Origin of the sequence: Terribacillus saccharophilus (assembly GCF_000725365.1) — a bacterium.
GTDB lineage: Bacteria > Bacillota > Bacilli > Bacillales > Amphibacillaceae > Terribacillus > Terribacillus saccharophilus.
On the sequence record NZ_CP008876.1, the window covers coordinates 1730297 to 1745803 of the forward strand.

Sequence of the window (15507 nt, forward strand, 5' to 3'; positions counted from 1 at the left end):
TGCACATCATCATGTGCAAAGCTCTTTTTTTATTCTGGTATATAACGAAGAATTGGCTTTCTGGCAGCAGTCGTTTCATCCATTCTGCTCACTACCGTCGTATGCGGTGCTTCTTGCACGATTTCTGGATTACTTTCAGCATCCGCTGCAATTTCCAGCATCGTATCTATGAAACTATCCAGAGTCTCTTTTGCTTCTGTTTCGGTTGGTTCAATCATCAGTGCCTCTTCCACATTAAGCGGGAAGTAGATAGTCGGTGGATGATAACCGAAATCAAGAAGTCGTTTAGCGATATCAAGTGTACGGACACCAAGCTTTTTCTGTCTGCGTCCGGAAAGAACAAATTCATGCTTACAGTGCTGTGTGTACGGCAAATCAAATGCTTCACTCAGACGGCGCATCATGTAATTAGCATTCAGGACAGCATATTCACTTACACGTTTCAGCCCTTCTGGTCCCATCGTCCGGATATACGTATACGCACGAACATTAATACCAAAGTTTCCATAATAAGGTTTCACACGGCCAATAGAGTCTGGACGGTCTTCGTCAAGAATGATTTCTTCTCCTTGTCTGCGTACGACTGGCTTCGGAAGGAAAGCTGCAAGCTCCTCTGAAACGCCGACAGGACCTGATCCTGGCCCCCCGCCGCCATGCGGGCCGGTGAACGTTTTATGCAAATTCAAGTGCACAACATCAAAGCCCATATCTCCAGGTCTTGTATAACCCATAATGGCATTTAGATTCGCACCGTCATAATACAATTTACCGCCTGCTTCATGGACAATCTTGGCCATTTCCAAAATATCCTTTTCAAACAGACCGAGTGTATTCGGATTTGTAAGCATCAATGCCGCTGTATCTTCTCCAACAACGCGTCGCAAATCATCTAAATCAACTAGTCCTTCTTCATTGGATTTAACTGTTACAGATTCGAATCCAGCAACAGTGGCTGAAGCTGGGTTCGTACCATGCGCTGAATCCGGCACGATAACCTTCGTACGCTGTGTCTCACCGTTCTTCTCATGTAGAGCACGGATCATCATTAGTCCTGTCCATTCGCCATGAGCTCCTGCTGCGGGCTGCAAACTCACCTCGTGCATGCCGGTAATTTCTTTTAGCTGCTCCTGAAGATCAAACATAAGCTCCAGTGCGCCTTGGGCCGTTTTCGTATCCTGATATGGATGGACATGGCTGAATCCGTCCATTCGGATAACATCTTCATTAATTTTCGGATTATATTTCATCGTACAGGATCCGAGCGGATAGAATCCGGAGTCGACGCCGTAATTTCTTCTTGAAAGAGCTGTATAATGCCTGATGATTTGCAGCTCGCTTAGCTCTGGAAGTTCTGCAGGCTCACTGCGAATATAACTTGATTCGAATACCTCAGAAAGATCCGTTTCCGGAACATCCAGCGGCGGCAAGCTGTATCCTGTCCTGCCTGGTTTCGTTTGTTCGAATAACAATGGGAAATCAGTATTGTTTTGCATGAACTGCCGCCACCTCTCTTACGAATGTATCAATCTGTTCTTTTGTGCGCTGCTCCGTCACAGCAACAAGTATATGATTCTTCAAACGATCATCTGTCCGTCCCAAGTGATACCCCCCGATAAACCCTTGTGTAACCAGATAATCATTCAGTGCATCCGCATCGTCGTCTACTTTAATAACCAATTCATTAAAGAAGGCGCCTTGGAAGATGACTTGCAGCCCGTGTGCTTCAAGCTGCTTTTTCATATAAAGTGCTTTTTGTATATTTAAGTGTGCCATCTCAGCTACACCTTTTTTCCCAAGTGCACTCATTGCCACAGAAGAAGCCAAAGCGTTCAATGCCTGATTGGAACAAATATTTGACGTCGCCTTATCACGACGGATATGCTGTTCCCGAGCCTGAAGTGTTAGAACAAATCCACGTCTGCCTTCTTCATCCTTTGTCTGGCCAACAAGTCTTCCCGGCAGCTTACGCATCAATTTCGCTGAGCTTGCGAAATAGCCGCAATGAGGACCGCCGTATTGTGCCGGAATACCGAATACTTGCGTATCACCAACAACAATATCTGCTCCAAAGCTGCCTGGTGGTGTCAAGAATCCTAGAGACAATGGGTTACTTGAGACAACCATCATCGCTTTTGGCTGAGTATCTATGATTTTACGAATATCTGCTAACGGTTCGACCTGTCCGAAGAAGTTCGGATATTGCACGATAACACTTGCCGTATCTGCGTCTATTGCTTCTTCCAATGCTTGTAAGTCTGTCAAGCCATCCTTATGTGGAACTGTGACAATTTCTAAATGCTGTCCTCTTCCGTATGAATCGATCACCTGACGAGATTCTGGATGTACAGCTTCGGATACGACAATTTTCTTCTTCCTCGTATGACCAGCACTTAGTGTTGCTGCTTCCGCCAATGCAGTTCCGCCATCATACATAGAACTATTCGCTACATCCATTCCAGTCAGCTCAGCTATCATGGTCTGGAATTCAAAGATTGCCTGCAGCTCTCCTTGAGAAATTTCAGGCTGATAGGGCGTATACGCTGTATAGAATTCAGATCTTGAGATAACATGATCCACAATTGAAGGGATGTAATGATCGTATACACCCGCTCCAAGGAAGGAAGCATGTGTCTTCATCGTCACATTCCGACTTGCCAAAGCAGCGAGTTCAGCCTTCAGTTCACCTTCACTTTTCGGCTCTTTAATCTGAAGCGGTCCCTTCAAGCGAACTTCTTCCGGAATATCAGAAAAAAGCTCCTCCGTGTCTTTCACGCCTATCGTTTGAAGCATTTCTTCTTTGTCTTGCTCTGTCATCGGTAAGTACCTGAAATCCATGCTGTATCCTCCTTCTATTTCCGTTTATAGAATGGTGTTGCAACAACCTTGGCCTGTAGCCTTTTCTTTCGGATCTGCACGTCCACAATACTGCCTTCCTCGGCAGCGTCAACTTGTACGAGCGCAAGCCCGATATAACTATCCAATGTTGGTGACTTCGTTCCTGTCGTTACCTCACCGATTTGTTCTTCCCCGCTGAAGATTGGATATCCATGGCGCGGTATCCCTTTTTCCAGCATTTCAATGCCGACAAGCTTGCGCTTCGTTCCGTTCTCTTTTTGCTTCTTCAAGGTCTCTTTACCGATGAAATCGGCAGACTTGTTCGTTTTCACTGCAAATCCAATACCTGCCTCGATTGGAGTAATATCCTTCGACAGTTCATTACCATACAAAGGCAGATTGGCTTCAAAGCGTAATGTATCCCTTGCACCCAATCCAATAGGCTGAAGATTGTATGCTTGGCCTTTTTCCAGCAAAAGCTCCCAAACAGCTTTACCGCTTTCAGCTGGCCCATAAATTTCAAAGCCATCTTCACCAGTGTAGCCAGTACGTGAGACAAGAAAATCTCCTTTTGCACCTTTCAGCTGCACTGGATAAGCGAATCGGAAAAATGAAATTTCCGACAATTTCTCGTCTGTTACCTGCTGCAGGATTTGTTCCGCATGAGGTCCTTGCAGGGCAACCTGCATGTATGACGCCGATTTATTTTCGATGGTAACACCTTCTCTTTTATGAGAAAGCAGCCATTCGAAATCCTTTTCTGTATTGCTGGCATTCACAACCAATAAATAACGGTTCTCCTCCAGCATATAAACGATTAAATCGTCTACAGTTCCGCCATCCTTATAACACATTACACTGTACTGCGCTTTATTCGGAACGAGCAGTTCAATGTCATTTGTCAGGACAAATTGCAGGAAGTCTTTGCTCGCTGGTCCTTCAACTAAAATCTCACCCATATGGGAAACATCGAAAAGCCCGGCTGCTTGCCGCACTGCATGATGTTCTTCCTGGATGCTGCTGAAATGGACTGGCAGTTCCCATCCGCCGAAATCGATCGTCTTGCTGTTAGCCTGATAAGCAGGATAAAGCGGGGTTCTTCTCAACTCACTCATCATCTTGCTCCTCTCTTATGTACCTCGCAACAAAAAACAGAGCCACCTCGAAAAAGCTTTGAGGGGCTCTGTCCATTTACCAGAAAGTTTCTTATCGTCCTTGGACCATAGTTGCTTCTTGGGTGGCTTCTACTACGGAAGCACTCTCCAGAGTTGCGTCCTGTTGGAGTTCTTTTGCCTGAGAGATTCACTCAATATTTGCTCCTTCGGCGCCGCATATAGCGGTCTCTCCTCCAACATTCACTCGCGGATTATGAAATTGTAAAACGCGGGCATACTAACAGACAATCAACCTATAAAAAAGCAAAATCCAAACATTTTAATAAAAAATATTAATAATGTCTGGTTTCAGCCTCATTATAACATAACATTTTTAGAATGTGTCTATCTTTTTCAGCTTTTTAAATGAAACTCCGAAGAATAAGGAGATGAAATCACTATGCAGGTGCATATAAAAGATGATAAACCTTTCATCGACATGATGGATGATGTGTTGCAGCAAGAAGGAGAAAAAGCATCTTGGGAGCATTTCCAAATGGCGTATACAGCGGCCAAAGAAACGAATATTGATACGTTTACCGGGTTGGTTGCTCCCGGATATTTGCCACATATGACCTTCCATCCCCATCAGCTGGAAGCAAGCAGGCGAGTTGTGGAAGAAATGAACGGACGCGCCATTTTGGCAGATGAAGTTGGTCTTGGGAAGACAATCGAAGCAGGTCTCGTATTGAAAGAATTGATGATTCGCGGCTTGGTGAAAAAAGTACTCCTGCTCGTACCGGCGTCTCTTGTCAACCAATGGGTTAACGAATTGAACTCTAAATTCCATATACCAGCCGCTTCTCAGCGAAAGCAATATATTTGGGAGCACTATGATGTGATTGTCTCTTCCATTGATTTGGCAAAGCGCTCTCCTCACAGGGAAATCATCCTGGAGCAGGACTATGATTTCGTGCTAATCGATGAGGCTCATAAACTGAAAAACAGCCAGACAAAAAATTATGCTTTTATCCAGTCACTTAAAAAGAAATATTGTCTGCTGCTGACCGCTACACCTGTCCAAAACAAACTGAGTGATATTTATAATCTCGTATCCTTGCTTAAGCCTGGTTACCTTGGAAGCTATAAGCAATTCAAAGATACATATGGAGATGATCGAAGAGATGCAGAAGAGCATCATTATTTAAAAGAGCTCATACGCAAAGTGATGGTACGCAACCGACGTGAAGAAACAGGACTGCAATGGACAAAGCGAAAAGTGGAAACGATTTGGATTGATTTCACCGAACAAGAGCGGCAAGTGTATGAGAATATGCAAGATTCCACTAGCGCTGCAGCGACTTTCGCTAAAATAACTTTACTACGAGAGTTATGCAGCTCCAGGGAAGCAGCTTACTTGTCTATGAAAAAAATGGTGGAGGAAAACCCGGAAACCGGTAATACTTATTTGCCTGTGATGAAAGAAATTGAAAAGCTACCGCAGCACAGCAAGGCACTGAAAGTGGTAGAGCTGATCAAAGCTGCCCCACCGGGAGAAAAGTTCATCATCTTCACAGAATATCGGGCCACGCAATTTTACTTGCAATGGACGCTAAAGCAGCATGACATATCATCCGTTCCATTCCGAGGCGGCTTCAAGGCCGGTAAAAAAGATTGGATGCGCGAGCTCTTCGAAAAACACGCACAAGTTCTGATTGCAACAGAAGCTGGCGGCGAAGGTATCAACCTTCAATTTTGCAGCAACATGATTAACTACGATTTGCCTTGGAATCCAATGCGACTGGAGCAGCGCATCGGCCGGATTCATCGTTTTGGTCAGAAAAAGGATGTGCAAATCTTTAATTTTGCCGTACGCAATACACTCGAAGCACACATTTTGGAATTGCTTTATAAGAAAATTAACCTATTCGAGCGGGTGATCGGAAATCTCGATCATATCTTAGCCGAACTGCAAGTGTCTGATGTAGAAAAAGAAATCAAACGAATTTTCGCCGACTCCCGTTCCGAAGGAGAAATTAAAGTGAAATTGGATAATCTGACTGCGGTTATAACCGAGACAGGTGAACAGCTGGAAAGGGATAAATTACATGGATAGACACACACTCCATCAGTTTCTGAGGAAATTTTTCCTATCAAATGGCTGTCAGCTGTTAGAGGAAAAAGAAGGGTTGCTCCGGTTTCTTCTGACTCCAGAACTGGATGAAGAATTAATGAATCGGCCGTTTTATTGGCGTTATAAGAAAAGACTTGGTCAGGAAGGTGATCCAATGGAGCTAGCCCTCCTGACTGACCCTAATGAGACAGCAGAGAAAGCTGAACATATTCATTTTGGCAGTCCTCGTCTGCATAAGATCTTCCGTCTCATTCGTAACTCCGCTCAAGTTGCTCGTCTTTATGAAAAGGTGGACACTGCTTCACGAACACCGTTGTATCCGTGGCTCATCCGTAATTTAAGCGTGCATTTTTCAGGTGAACGCAAACGTACAGAAACACATTCTGTTGGATTACAGCTATTGAATGGGCAGCTGGCAACCGATTGGATGGAAAACTTTTCTCAAGTGGAATTCAAACAGCAAATCAGTGATCAATGTTATTGCCTCTCCCCTATCATCCGATATCAGAGCGGCTACCAGCGTATCAGTAGCTATATGCATACTTATCTGGATACTATCGATGATAGCTGGGTGAAGGAAACAGCAGAAACGCTCAAAAAAGAAGAAGATTTACTGGCGCATTTTTTCGATCAAAGCGCTCAGGAAGAGCTCGAACCGGAAATCCAAGAAGAAAGAGCTGCATTGTACAAGAATGAGCTCGATGCAGTTCATAAAAGACTAATCCCATCCATTCAAATGGAAACAATCAATGCAGGCATCTTCTATCTCTCTGAAGAAACTGCGCGAAAACTGCTCCATAAAAAAGAGGCCTGATCATGTTCAGGCCTCTTACTTTTTACGACTACGGAAGAACAGCTTGAAAGCAAATGGCAGAACACCAAACCACTTTCCGTGCAGCTGGTGTTTTTCTTTTTCCTTCTGTTTCTTTTCTTGCTTTGGTGCATCCATCTTTTTCACCAGCTCCTGCGTTACGAATCGGAAATAATCATTCGAAGACATGTGTTACAGCCTCCTCTTACTTTTACTTGTAGCGTAGCCAATTTCATTTCTTTCCATACAATTTGTATTAAGAAAGCTGTCTTAATGGGGAGAAATCTTTTTTACACGCCAAAGCATTTCTGATTCCTGTTTTTTCGAAGTATGACTGCTGTCATGAACTTATAGTATTGTAACTGCAAAGGAGGTGATATAAGTGCTGGAGAGCCCTTCAGTTTTTGCTGCAAATTTGATGGAAGAAGCGATACAGCAACAAGCATCTGACATTCATTTTACGCCAGAAGAAGACGAAACAAGCGTTTTTGTCCGGATACACGGAAAACGTGTCCTTCATAGCCACTTATCGACTCCGAGCTTTCGCAAGCTCATTGCATACTATAAATTCGTAAGTGGCATGGATATCGGCGAAATGCAAAAACCTCAGGATGGTGCAATGCCGTTTTCGTACAAAGGACAAAAGCAATATTCACTTCGTCTTTCAACTCTGCCGCTCAAGCAAACAGAAAGTTTGGCAATACGCATACTTCCCCAAAGTGAAGCTCCCTTGCTCGACCAGCTGTTTTTGTTTCGGTTTCAAATAAGTTTACTGCGGCAGATTTTAATGGAAAGTACAGGAATTCTTTTGTTTACAGGTCCGACCGGCAGCGGGAAAACAACGACAATGTATAGCATCCTGCAGGATTTGTTGCGTATCAAAGCATGTCAGGCTATCACTTTGGAGGATCCGATTGAAAAAAGAATGGAAAATATGCTGCAGGTGCAAGTGAATGAGAAGGCCGGCCTTACGTATCAAGCAGGTTTAAAAGCAGCACTGCGGCATGATCCAGACGTGCTGATGATTGGAGAGATTCGCGATGAATCCACAGCCAGTTTTGCCTTTGAAACAGCAAGGACTGGACATCTTGTCATCAGTACCCTCCACGCTAAGAATGCTGCAGGTGCCATTCACCGCTTAAAGGAAATGGGAATACCTATAGCTGACTTGCAGCATACGTTAATTGGTGTTGCTTCGCTAGAACTTCTTCCTATTACAAAGCCCCACCCAACACGTGCTGCGATTATGGAGCTGGCCGATTCTGTGCAAATCAGCCGTCTGCTGAAAGCTAACAAAACGTCTTTCCTGACATTCGAGAAACTTAGGAGGAAGGCCTATGCATATGGCTTTATCACGAAAGAGAATTATCAGGTTCAGGAAGGAAGACAAACTGCTGTCTATGGAACAGCAGATGCTTTTCCTCCAGCAGCTTCATCGGCTCAGAACACAAGGATATGATATGGCTCGCTCTTTGGACTTTCTTCACTGGCAACCGCAATGGCAAGCGGCAACCCAAAAACTACAAGAAGGTCTCCGACAAGGTTTAAGGCTGGATGAGGCCTTTTCACACGCCCGATTCTCATCAATAATCGTCATCCATTTTTATGTGGCACATCATGACGGAAACTTGGAAGATGCATTGGCAAGAAGCTACACAACTATGCAGAAGCAAATGCAGCAGCTTGCCAAGTTTAAGAAGGTCACCCGTTACCCCGTTTTTCTTTTATTCAGTATTCTGCTTCTGCTGCTGTTTGTGAAGCTCTACGTATATCCTTCATTTTTATCTCTATTTGCTTATTCCGCAGACTCTGCAAACCTTCTCCACTTTTTCTCCAAACTGGTGAATGTACTTTTATATACCAGCTTACTTCTTGGTGTTATTGGTATCAGTCTATATTTTCTTCAAGGATATTTCCAAAAACGCTGGCCCTCAGCAAAGAAACGCTATTATTTAGAGCGCATACCTGTTGTTCGTACTGTGGCCCGTACAAGGACAAGTTTTCAGTTCGCTATTCAGCTTGGTAATCTTCTTTCGGCAGGGCTCTCACTGTATGAAAGTCTCCAGCTCTTATCCAAACAGCAATATCACGACATACTGCAGTTGTACAGCAGTATCTTACTATCTCAGTTATCCTCCGGCTATTCATTGAAAGAATGTCTGACCGGTTTCCCGCTGCTTGATGCCCAGCTTCAAAGTATTTTGGTGAAAGAAAATGATGTGTCGTCACAATCTGAGGATTTGCTGATGTATGCGGAGATCATGACGACTAGAATGGAAGATCGGACAAAATCAATTCTCTTTCTGCTTCAGCCTATTTTGCTCTGTATCATGGCCCTGTGCATCATCATTGTCTATCTATCTTTGCTCCTTCCAATGTTCCAAATGGTCCATACATTATAGAAAGAGGTAATCTGATGCGAAATGAAAAAGGTTTCACTTTAATTGAAATGCTTATCGTCTTGCTTGTTATTTCGGTGCTAATGATTCTTGTTGTACCAAATCTAGCTGATAAGAATGACCGCGTCCAAACACAGGGCTGTGACGCCCTTTTAAAATTAGCTGAAAGCCAAGTACAAACATATAAGATTGACAACGGTACCACCCCAACCTCCATTGCGCAGCTCCAAGACGGCTATTTAACCGAGACAACATGTCAGGGTGGAAAGCGTTCCTTGGTACTAAGTCCTGGAGGCGAGGTTTCTTTGACGAATGCATCAGGTTCATAAAGAAAAAGGTTTTAGTTTGATTGAATTGATAATTGTACTAGGACTTGCTTCTCTTCTCATCAGCATAGGCACAGGAGTATATTCGCACTTACTAGTAGAAGCAGAAGCGAAACAATTTAAAAAGCGACTGGAACAAGACCTGCTTTATTTGCAGCAATACACGCAGTTTGACAGGTCAGCTAAGCTCTACCTAGAGGATGATAAATATCAGATCTCTTCAAGCAGACTGAAGAAGGTTCTTTTAGTCCAGGAGATTCCAGAAGGATATACAATCAAGATTTATCCTAACGCAATGTCCTTTGGCTTTAATCAAACAGGTACAGCACTATCTCCGGGTAATTTCACTATACACACACCTGCTGGAACCGATAAGCTTGTATTTCCACTTGGCAAAGGGCGAGGCCGTTATGAAGACACCAGATAATCAAGATGGTTTTCTTCTGTTGGAGGCTTTGTTCAGTTTCGCTATGTTCCTTCTTCTATGTACGTTGCTGCTGCCGTTATGGATTGACGTTAAAAAGGAACATTATATCCAGGAAAAACGAACATTTTATTACAGTCTGCTGCAAAATGAACTCGCAAAATCAACACCAAAGGATCAAGAGATTAAAGACGATAAGCTATCTATTGCAATAAAATTCAGTGTCGAGGATGGTCTTAAAAAAGGCTGCATCGACATAAGAGGAGACGGGCGAGAGGAGAGGCGCTGCTTATATGGGTATCTCGAATAATAAAGGCTTCACGCTTCTTGAAGCGGTACTTGCATTGGGTATATTAATGCTGATCCTCGCTTCGGTTCCTCCACTTCTGGATCCTTTGACACAAGACACAAAATCAGAAGCAGTATCTGTTAGGCAAGCACTGCATTTCATTTCTATGGAGGCGCACAAAGGTGGTTCTGTAAATACTGCAAAAGATAAGCTTTACATCCAGGACCAGCAAGGCAGAACAACTGTTTTTGAGCAATACAAAGATATGATTCGACGACAAGTTGATGAGAAAGGACATGAAATATACCTGCATCATATCGAGGATTTAAAGATTATTCAGGATGGCAGCTCGATTGTTTTAACTGTCAAAGGAAAAGAGGGTTCGTTATATGAAAAACGGATTAATATGGAATGAACAAGGATTCCTTCATCCATTCCTCTTGTTCCTTACAGCTTTCTTTCTGCTATTACTTACGTCTGGCAGTTTGCTTCTGCAAACAAAAGTGCAATCTACTGACCTCCTGTTTGAACAGTACAAATTAGAGCAAGCTGCATCAATCACATTCAAGACAGTTGAAAAACACTATCTACCGAATTTAAATGCAGATGATGATAAAACCTTTAAAATCCATAATAAAGCTTTGGAGGCTAATATAACGATCACTGAAGAAGAGCAGCACATACTTGTACAATACGAAATAAAAACAGATGAAAGTCTTGAACCGATTATTTATTATAAAAAATATCCTTCTTGATGTATAAGATAGTCAATCTCGTGCAAAATAGTCTATGTACGATGGGCTATAGCCAAGCGGTAAGGCAGCGGGTTTTGGTCCCGTTATCGTTGGTTCGAATCCAGCTAGCCCAGTAAAAAAAGAAGATCCCGCCATTTGGCGGGATCTTCTTTTATATTAGGAAAGGATTCTTCGCTTGCTCTTCCCCTATCGTCGTTTCTGGACCATGACCTGGATATACTTCATAGTAGTCAGGCAGCGTTAATAATTGATCTGTGATGCTTTGCATCAACGTCGGTAAATCACCTCGATACAAATCCGTTCTTCCGATGCCTCGCTGGAATAACGCATCTCCTACGATGACATACTTTTCTTTATGGAAAACGAGAGATACACTACCCGGCGAATGCCCTGGTGTATGACGGACTTCAAATTCAAAGTGACCAAGCTTCATATTACCTGGCTTCAAATTCTCATCCGCGTCTCTTGCTGTTATCTGTTTGACAGGAAACATCTTTGATCCATTCTTTCCCGGGTCGCCCAACCAATCGGCTTCCTCTTCATGCAGATAAACAGGAATATGATAAATGTCGCGCGCATCATCGACAGCACCTATATGGTCGAAATGGGCGTGTGTCAGCAGGATTGCCTGCGGACGCAGCTCTTTCTGCTTGATCCATTCGATTAGTTTGACGCTATCTCCGCCTGGATCAATAATCAAGCAATCGTTCTTTGATTCCAGTATGTAACAATTTGTTCCCATCGGCCCAAGACCTAATGTATGTATTTTCATTTTACTCATCTGCTCCTTCCCGATGAATGTTTTAAAAAAAGGCTCGACAAGCATATATGTGTGTACTACTATATAGAAGGTCTTTGCCAAGCTTCATCACAAGTATAGCAGGAAACCGACTATTTTGCTCATAGGAGGGCAAGCAAGTGAGTCTTTCCATCATCTTGTTTTTTATTGCATTTCTTTGTGTTTGCACACTTATTACCGAATGCAAGAAAAGACAAGTAACACAGGCAATCTTCACAGTTATTTCTGTGATTGTCATTATGTTTTTCTCCATTGCGAACTTATTATAATTCATTGTAAAAAGGATCACTGCAGAAAGCAGCGATCCTTTTTGTTAACTTGCTTTTTCCTTACCTTCTTGGAAATCATAGAAACGGAGCAAGTCGCCATAGATAATCCGGTCAGAATAGTTTAGTTCTTTTGTTACTTGTTCTTGAATCGGTTCACAAACACTTTCGATATGTTCGCCAGTCTCACCGGATACCTCTGCTTCTTCGCCTTCCATATCTTCAGCTGGTTCACCCGTCAGCCTGTCGTAGCACATATCATTGGTGAACAGATACTCATCACTGATGAAATCTCCATTTCGAAGAGCAGTGAAGTCTTTGCGATCTTCTGCAAACACATCGTTACCAAATTGGATGTCATGTTCAGCGTCGATACCCAACAGACTAAGGATGGTCGGTTTTACATCAATCTGACCCGCTACTTGTTCCATTACCTGTCCGTTTCCATCACCAGGAATATGGATAAAGAATGGAACACGCTGATTTTGTACTTGCTGATATGGTGTAATATCTTTGCCCAAGTATTGGCTCATCGCTTTATTATGGTACTCACTAATACCATAATGATCTCCCATCATCACGATGATGCTGTCTTCATATTCACCAGATTCCTTCAGCTGCTCAAAGAATTCCTGTACTGCTTCGTCTGTGTAGCGTGCTGTTTGGAAATACTTATTTAGTGTCTGGGAATTAGAGTCGAACTGATCAATAGTAGCTTCTTCTTCCGGCAAATCAAACGGATGGTGATTGGTCAAGGTGATAAACTTCGAATAATATGGTTTATCCATTTCCTGAAGATATGGAATGGACTGTTCGAAGAATGGTTTGTCCATCAAGCCCCATCCGACAGTATTTTGGTCTTCTCCTTCAGTGATGACATCGTAGCTGTTTTCATCATAGAAGGTATCGTAGCCAAGGCTGTCATACATAACGTCACGGTTCCAGAAGCTGGAGTTGTTCGAATGGAATACCGCAGTAGTGTAATCGCTCTGACCTAAGATTTCAGGTGTTCCGTTGTATTCATTCTGACCGTGGGTGAAAAATACTGCTCCCCGCGGCAGCGGATAGATTGAATTCTCAACTAAGAATTCAGAATCAGAGGTTTTCCCCTGTTCTGTCTGATGATAAAAGTTCTCGAAGTAATACGTATCTTTGTCTTCTGTCAGACTGTTGAGGAATGGTGTAACTTCTTCTCCATTCAATTCATTATTGATTAGGAAGCTCTGCATGGATTCAAGAGAGATGAAGATAACATTCTTTCCTTCTGCCTGCCCGAATTTAGCTGATTTTTCTGTTTCCACTTCTTCATTTACATAAGAAAGGATCTCAGGAAGTTCATTTCCGTCAGCAAACACGCGCTGTGCTTCCGTCTTTGATTGCATGACTGCATCATATACATGGAAGTTGAACAAGCCAATATTCTTGACCAGATATTCCCGGTCGAATCCGCGTGTGAACAGCTGCGGGCGTTCTGCTTCCGCAAGTCCGATGTTTATTACTACAACAGCAGCAATAGCCGCCATTGTTGAAACTTTCTTTCTGCGAACGTAGTCAACCGTCATTTTTTCTTTATAACGGTAGCTGAGGAACCAGATGATAGCCAAATCCAAGAACAGCAGAATGTCCTGTGGATAAATGAGGCTGAGTACACTGCCGCCAAGATCTGCGGCATTGCTTCCTTGCATGAGGACCGGCACTGTAAGAAAATCACTGAAGTGACGGTAAAAAATTAAGTTGATGTACAAGATGATAGAACCCACGAGACTAATGAAGCGGATATACCGCATCTGCCATTTACGTGAGAATAAAACGCTAAGACCAAAAGCCAAAAAGGCACTGACAAACGGATTCAGCAGCAGTATGAACTCCTGCATCGCATTATCCAAGCTGATATTGAATAGGAAACGATAAATGATATACGTCTTCAGTCCAAACAAAACTGTCGCCAAAATATATAATGGTGCAGTGAATGTTCGTTTCAAGTAAAAATCCTCCTCATAATAGAACCAAGCGTAAAACAGATGGCAGCAACTTGCGCTGCTGCCATGCACGCATTTCTTTATTTATTTGGTGGTCTCTTCCAAGTGCTGTTTGACTAAATAAGCAGCACCGTAGACACCTGCATCATTGCCGAGCTGAGCCGGCACGATTTCACATTCATATGTTGTACGCGGCAGGGCCGCTTTCTTGAACGCTTCCATGATAGGTTCCAACAAAGCGTCTCCTGCTTTGGATACGCCTCCCCCGATGATAATCCGGGACGGGTTGGTAAGGATAGCCGCATTTGCTAAGGTTTGTGCCAAGATGCTAGTTGCTCTCTCCACAATTTTTTGAGCTGCTGGATCATTTTCAGCTGCTAGTTCGAAAACGTCCTTGGAAGAAACGCGACCGTTTTCTGCAAAGCGTTGGCCAAGACCACTCTCTGGATGCACAGTGGCTGCTTCAGTTGCCAGCCTGCTAATACCAGTAGCAGAAGAAATCGTCTCTAAGCAGCCTTTTCGCCCGCAATTACACGGTGCACCATTCTCTTCGACGGTAACATGGCCGATTTCTCCTGCGGTACCATTGATTCCGTTCACGATGTGACCATTTGCAATGATACCTGCTCCTACGCCTGTACCTAATGTGATGGCAATGATATTACCCTGCTGGGCTCCAGCACCTTTCCACACTTCGCCGAGCGCAGCTAGGTTAGCGTCATTATCGATGAAAACTGGCAATCCGGAAAGTACACCAAGCTCGGCTGAAAGAGGGAAGTCGCGCCAGCCAACATTAACCGCTTCAGCGATAACACCATTGCTCGGGACTACGAATCCCGGCGCTCCGACCCCGATACCTTGAATTCTATCCCTCGCAATGCCGCGTTCAGTGAGCTTTGCTTGGATTGTTTCCCAAATCTGCTTCGGAATGTGCAGACCTTGCTCGAATTTATCCGTCTTGATCTCCCATTTTTCCACTATTTCGCTCGTTTCATCGATAATGGCGAGCTTAATTGTTGTGCCGCCGATATCGACACCGACCAATAATCCATCCTTACTCATTGTTTCCCGCTCCTTCTCGACTATCCGATAAAGCACTTATCTCTTTTCTAAGAATCAAATTTGCTTGTCCATATTCCTCTATGGACAATAGGTTATTGTCATACAGCTCCCGCAGCTCTTCCACCATCATCGTCAGATCTAGCTTGCGGTCTCCGATGTATACGAAAATACCGTACGTCTTCAATAACTGCATCACATCATAAACCGTTTTCATACACATCACCTAAGTTATTATAACAACCTTCACTAAAAATTGAAAATGATTTAAGAATACGTTCACACCTTCTTAACAATATGCCTTAATGTAAAAAAAATAACCTGAAGTCGGTTGACT

Annotated in this window: 17 protein-coding genes, 1 tRNA gene and 2 riboswitches; of the genes, 10 read left to right on the forward strand and 8 right to left on the reverse strand. The window is 43.4% G+C overall.

The features are described 5' to 3' along the window. Window positions 1–29: 29 nt before the first annotated feature. The 3 genes from gcvPB to gcvT are packed head-to-tail and all read right to left on the reverse strand — an operon-like array spanning window position 30 to window position 3950. Complete coding sequence (gene gcvPB / locus GZ22_RS08730) at window positions 30–1493, reverse strand: aminomethyl-transferring glycine dehydrogenase subunit GcvPB (protein ID WP_038561259.1); 1464 nt, start codon at window positions 1491–1493, stop codon at window positions 30–32. Beyond that, window positions 1477–2835 (reverse strand): aminomethyl-transferring glycine dehydrogenase subunit GcvPA, encoded by a 1359-nt coding sequence (gcvPA, locus tag GZ22_RS08735; RefSeq protein ID WP_038561262.1) that lies wholly within the window; start codon window positions 2833–2835, stop codon window positions 1477–1479. Before gcvPA ends, gcvPB begins: the two co-directional genes overlap by 17 nt. Window positions 2836–2849: 14 nt before the next feature. Then, the gene (gene gcvT / locus GZ22_RS08740; protein ID WP_038561265.1) at window positions 2850–3950 is read right to left on the reverse strand and encodes a glycine cleavage system aminomethyltransferase GcvT; all 1101 of its coding nucleotides are present in this window, start codon (window positions 3948–3950) and stop codon (window positions 2850–2852) included. A 66-nt stretch (window positions 3951–4016) separates the two neighbouring features. Continuing rightward, a riboswitch (glycine riboswitch) is annotated at window positions 4017–4103 on the reverse strand. Between the two features lie 3 nt (window positions 4104–4106). Then, window positions 4107–4194: riboswitch (glycine riboswitch) on the reverse strand. A 195-nt stretch (window positions 4195–4389) separates the two neighbouring features. On the opposite strand from gcvT, the gene GZ22_RS08745 reads away from it, so the two are divergent. Both GZ22_RS08745 and GZ22_RS08750 read left to right on the forward strand, forming a co-directional pair. After that, entirely contained in the window at window positions 4390–6045 is a 1656-nt protein-coding gene (locus tag GZ22_RS08745) for a DEAD/DEAH box helicase (RefSeq protein WP_038561268.1), read from the forward strand. Further along, window positions 6038–6877 carry a YqhG family protein gene (locus GZ22_RS08750; protein WP_038561271.1) on the forward strand — a complete coding sequence of 280 codons (840 nt, stop codon included), beginning with the start codon at window positions 6038–6040 and terminating at the stop codon, window positions 6875–6877. Before GZ22_RS08745 ends, GZ22_RS08750 begins: the two co-directional genes overlap by 8 nt. 15 nt (window positions 6878–6892) lie before the next feature. Here the strand turns inward: GZ22_RS08750 and GZ22_RS18240 are convergent, their stop codons facing one another. After that, the gene (locus GZ22_RS18240) at window positions 6893–7063 is read right to left on the reverse strand and encodes a YqzE family protein (RefSeq protein ID WP_084160700.1); all 171 of its coding nucleotides are present in this window, start codon (window positions 7061–7063) and stop codon (window positions 6893–6895) included. Window positions 7064–7256: 193 nt separating this feature from the next. Here GZ22_RS18240 and comGA point away from each other — a divergent pair, with 193 nt between their 5' ends. The 8 genes from comGA to GZ22_RS08790 all read left to right on the forward strand — a co-directional run bounded on the left by comGA (window position 7257) and on the right by GZ22_RS08790 (window position 11180). After that, window positions 7257–8333: a competence type IV pilus ATPase ComGA gene (gene comGA, locus GZ22_RS08755; protein ID WP_342666738.1), complete on the forward strand. Its 1077-nt coding sequence runs from the start codon at window positions 7257–7259 to the stop codon at window positions 8331–8333. Beyond that, window positions 8275–9276: a type II secretion system F family protein gene (locus GZ22_RS08760; RefSeq protein ID WP_038561274.1), complete on the forward strand. Its 1002-nt coding sequence runs from the start codon at window positions 8275–8277 to the stop codon at window positions 9274–9276. The genes comGA and GZ22_RS08760 overlap by 59 nt, the downstream gene beginning before the upstream one ends. A 14-nt stretch (window positions 9277–9290) precedes the next feature. Then, complete coding sequence (comGC, locus tag GZ22_RS08765) at window positions 9291–9602, forward strand: competence type IV pilus major pilin ComGC (RefSeq protein WP_038561277.1); 312 nt, start codon at window positions 9291–9293, stop codon at window positions 9600–9602. Then, window positions 9586–10026: a type II secretion system protein gene (locus GZ22_RS08770; protein WP_038561281.1), complete on the forward strand. Its 441-nt coding sequence runs from the start codon at window positions 9586–9588 to the stop codon at window positions 10024–10026. The genes comGC and GZ22_RS08770 overlap by 17 nt, the downstream gene beginning before the upstream one ends. After that, window positions 10010–10333, forward strand: a complete 324-nt coding sequence (locus tag GZ22_RS08775) for a hypothetical protein (protein WP_038561284.1) — start codon at window positions 10010–10012, stop codon at window positions 10331–10333. Before GZ22_RS08770 ends, GZ22_RS08775 begins: the two co-directional genes overlap by 17 nt. Next, window positions 10317–10727 carry a competence type IV pilus minor pilin ComGF gene (comGF, locus tag GZ22_RS08780; protein ID WP_038561288.1) on the forward strand — a complete coding sequence of 137 codons (411 nt, stop codon included), beginning with the start codon at window positions 10317–10319 and terminating at the stop codon, window positions 10725–10727. The genes GZ22_RS08775 and comGF overlap by 17 nt, the downstream gene beginning before the upstream one ends. Then, window positions 10702–11067 (forward strand): hypothetical protein, encoded by a 366-nt coding sequence (locus GZ22_RS08785; protein WP_038561291.1) that lies wholly within the window; start codon window positions 10702–10704, stop codon window positions 11065–11067. Before comGF ends, GZ22_RS08785 begins: the two co-directional genes overlap by 26 nt. A gap of 42 nt (window positions 11068–11109) precedes the next feature. Then, window positions 11110–11180, forward strand: a tRNA-Gln gene (locus tag GZ22_RS08790). Window positions 11181–11218: 38 nt separating this feature from the next. Here the strand turns inward: GZ22_RS08790 and GZ22_RS08795 are convergent. The 4 genes from GZ22_RS08795 to GZ22_RS08815 form a co-directional block, all read right to left on the reverse strand. Next, window positions 11219–11848, reverse strand: a complete 630-nt coding sequence (locus tag GZ22_RS08795) for an MBL fold metallo-hydrolase (protein ID WP_318249993.1) — start codon at window positions 11846–11848, stop codon at window positions 11219–11221. A 331-nt stretch (window positions 11849–12179) separates the two neighbouring features. Next, entirely contained in the window at window positions 12180–14114 is a 1935-nt protein-coding gene (locus tag GZ22_RS08805; RefSeq protein ID WP_038561302.1) for an LTA synthase family protein, read from the reverse strand. Window positions 14115–14195: 81 nt separating this feature from the next. Further along, window positions 14196–15173 carry an ROK family glucokinase gene (locus tag GZ22_RS08810; protein ID WP_038561305.1) on the reverse strand — a complete coding sequence of 326 codons (978 nt, stop codon included), beginning with the start codon at window positions 15171–15173 and terminating at the stop codon, window positions 14196–14198. Continuing rightward, complete coding sequence (locus GZ22_RS08815) at window positions 15166–15387, reverse strand: YqgQ family protein (protein ID WP_038561308.1); 222 nt, start codon at window positions 15385–15387, stop codon at window positions 15166–15168. The genes GZ22_RS08810 and GZ22_RS08815 overlap by 8 nt, the downstream gene beginning before the upstream one ends. Window positions 15388–15507: the final 120 nt, after the last annotated feature.

Bases quoted from the DNA above. Each gene is read 5' to 3' on its own strand.
- gcvPB (WP_038561259.1), bottom strand. From the start codon at position 1,493: ATGCAAAACAATACTGATTTCCCATTGTTATTCGAACAAACGAAACCA.
- gcvPA (WP_038561262.1), bottom strand. From the start codon at position 2,835: ATGGATTTCAGGTACTTACCGATGACAGAGCAAGACAAAGAAGAAATG.
- gcvT (WP_038561265.1), bottom strand. From the start codon at position 3,950: ATGAGTGAGTTGAGAAGAACCCCGCTTTATCCTGCTTATCAGGCTAAC.
- GZ22_RS08745 (WP_038561268.1), top strand. From the start codon at position 4,390: ATGCAGGTGCATATAAAAGATGATAAACCTTTCATCGACATGATGGAT.
- GZ22_RS08750 (WP_038561271.1), top strand. From the start codon at position 6,038: ATGGATAGACACACACTCCATCAGTTTCTGAGGAAATTTTTCCTATCA.
- GZ22_RS18240 (WP_084160700.1), bottom strand. From the start codon at position 7,063: ATGTCTTCGAATGATTATTTCCGATTCGTAACGCAGGAGCTGGTGAAA.
- GZ22_RS08760 (WP_038561274.1), top strand. From the start codon at position 8,275: ATGGAACAGCAGATGCTTTTCCTCCAGCAGCTTCATCGGCTCAGAACA.
- comGC (WP_038561277.1), top strand. From the start codon at position 9,291: ATGCGAAATGAAAAAGGTTTCACTTTAATTGAAATGCTTATCGTCTTG.
- GZ22_RS08770 (WP_038561281.1), top strand. From the start codon at position 9,586: ATGCATCAGGTTCATAAAGAAAAAGGTTTTAGTTTGATTGAATTGATA.
- GZ22_RS08775 (WP_038561284.1), top strand. From the start codon at position 10,010: ATGAAGACACCAGATAATCAAGATGGTTTTCTTCTGTTGGAGGCTTTG.
- comGF (WP_038561288.1), top strand. From the start codon at position 10,317: ATGGGTATCTCGAATAATAAAGGCTTCACGCTTCTTGAAGCGGTACTT.
- GZ22_RS08785 (WP_038561291.1), top strand. From the start codon at position 10,702: ATGAAAAACGGATTAATATGGAATGAACAAGGATTCCTTCATCCATTC.
- GZ22_RS08795 (WP_318249993.1), bottom strand. From the start codon at position 11,848: ATGAGTAAAATGAAAATACATACATTAGGTCTTGGGCCGATGGGAACA.
- GZ22_RS08810 (WP_038561305.1), bottom strand. From the start codon at position 15,173: ATGAGTAAGGATGGATTATTGGTCGGTGTCGATATCGGCGGCACAACA.
- GZ22_RS08815 (WP_038561308.1), bottom strand. From the start codon at position 15,387: ATGAAAACGGTTTATGATGTGATGCAGTTATTGAAGACGTACGGTATT.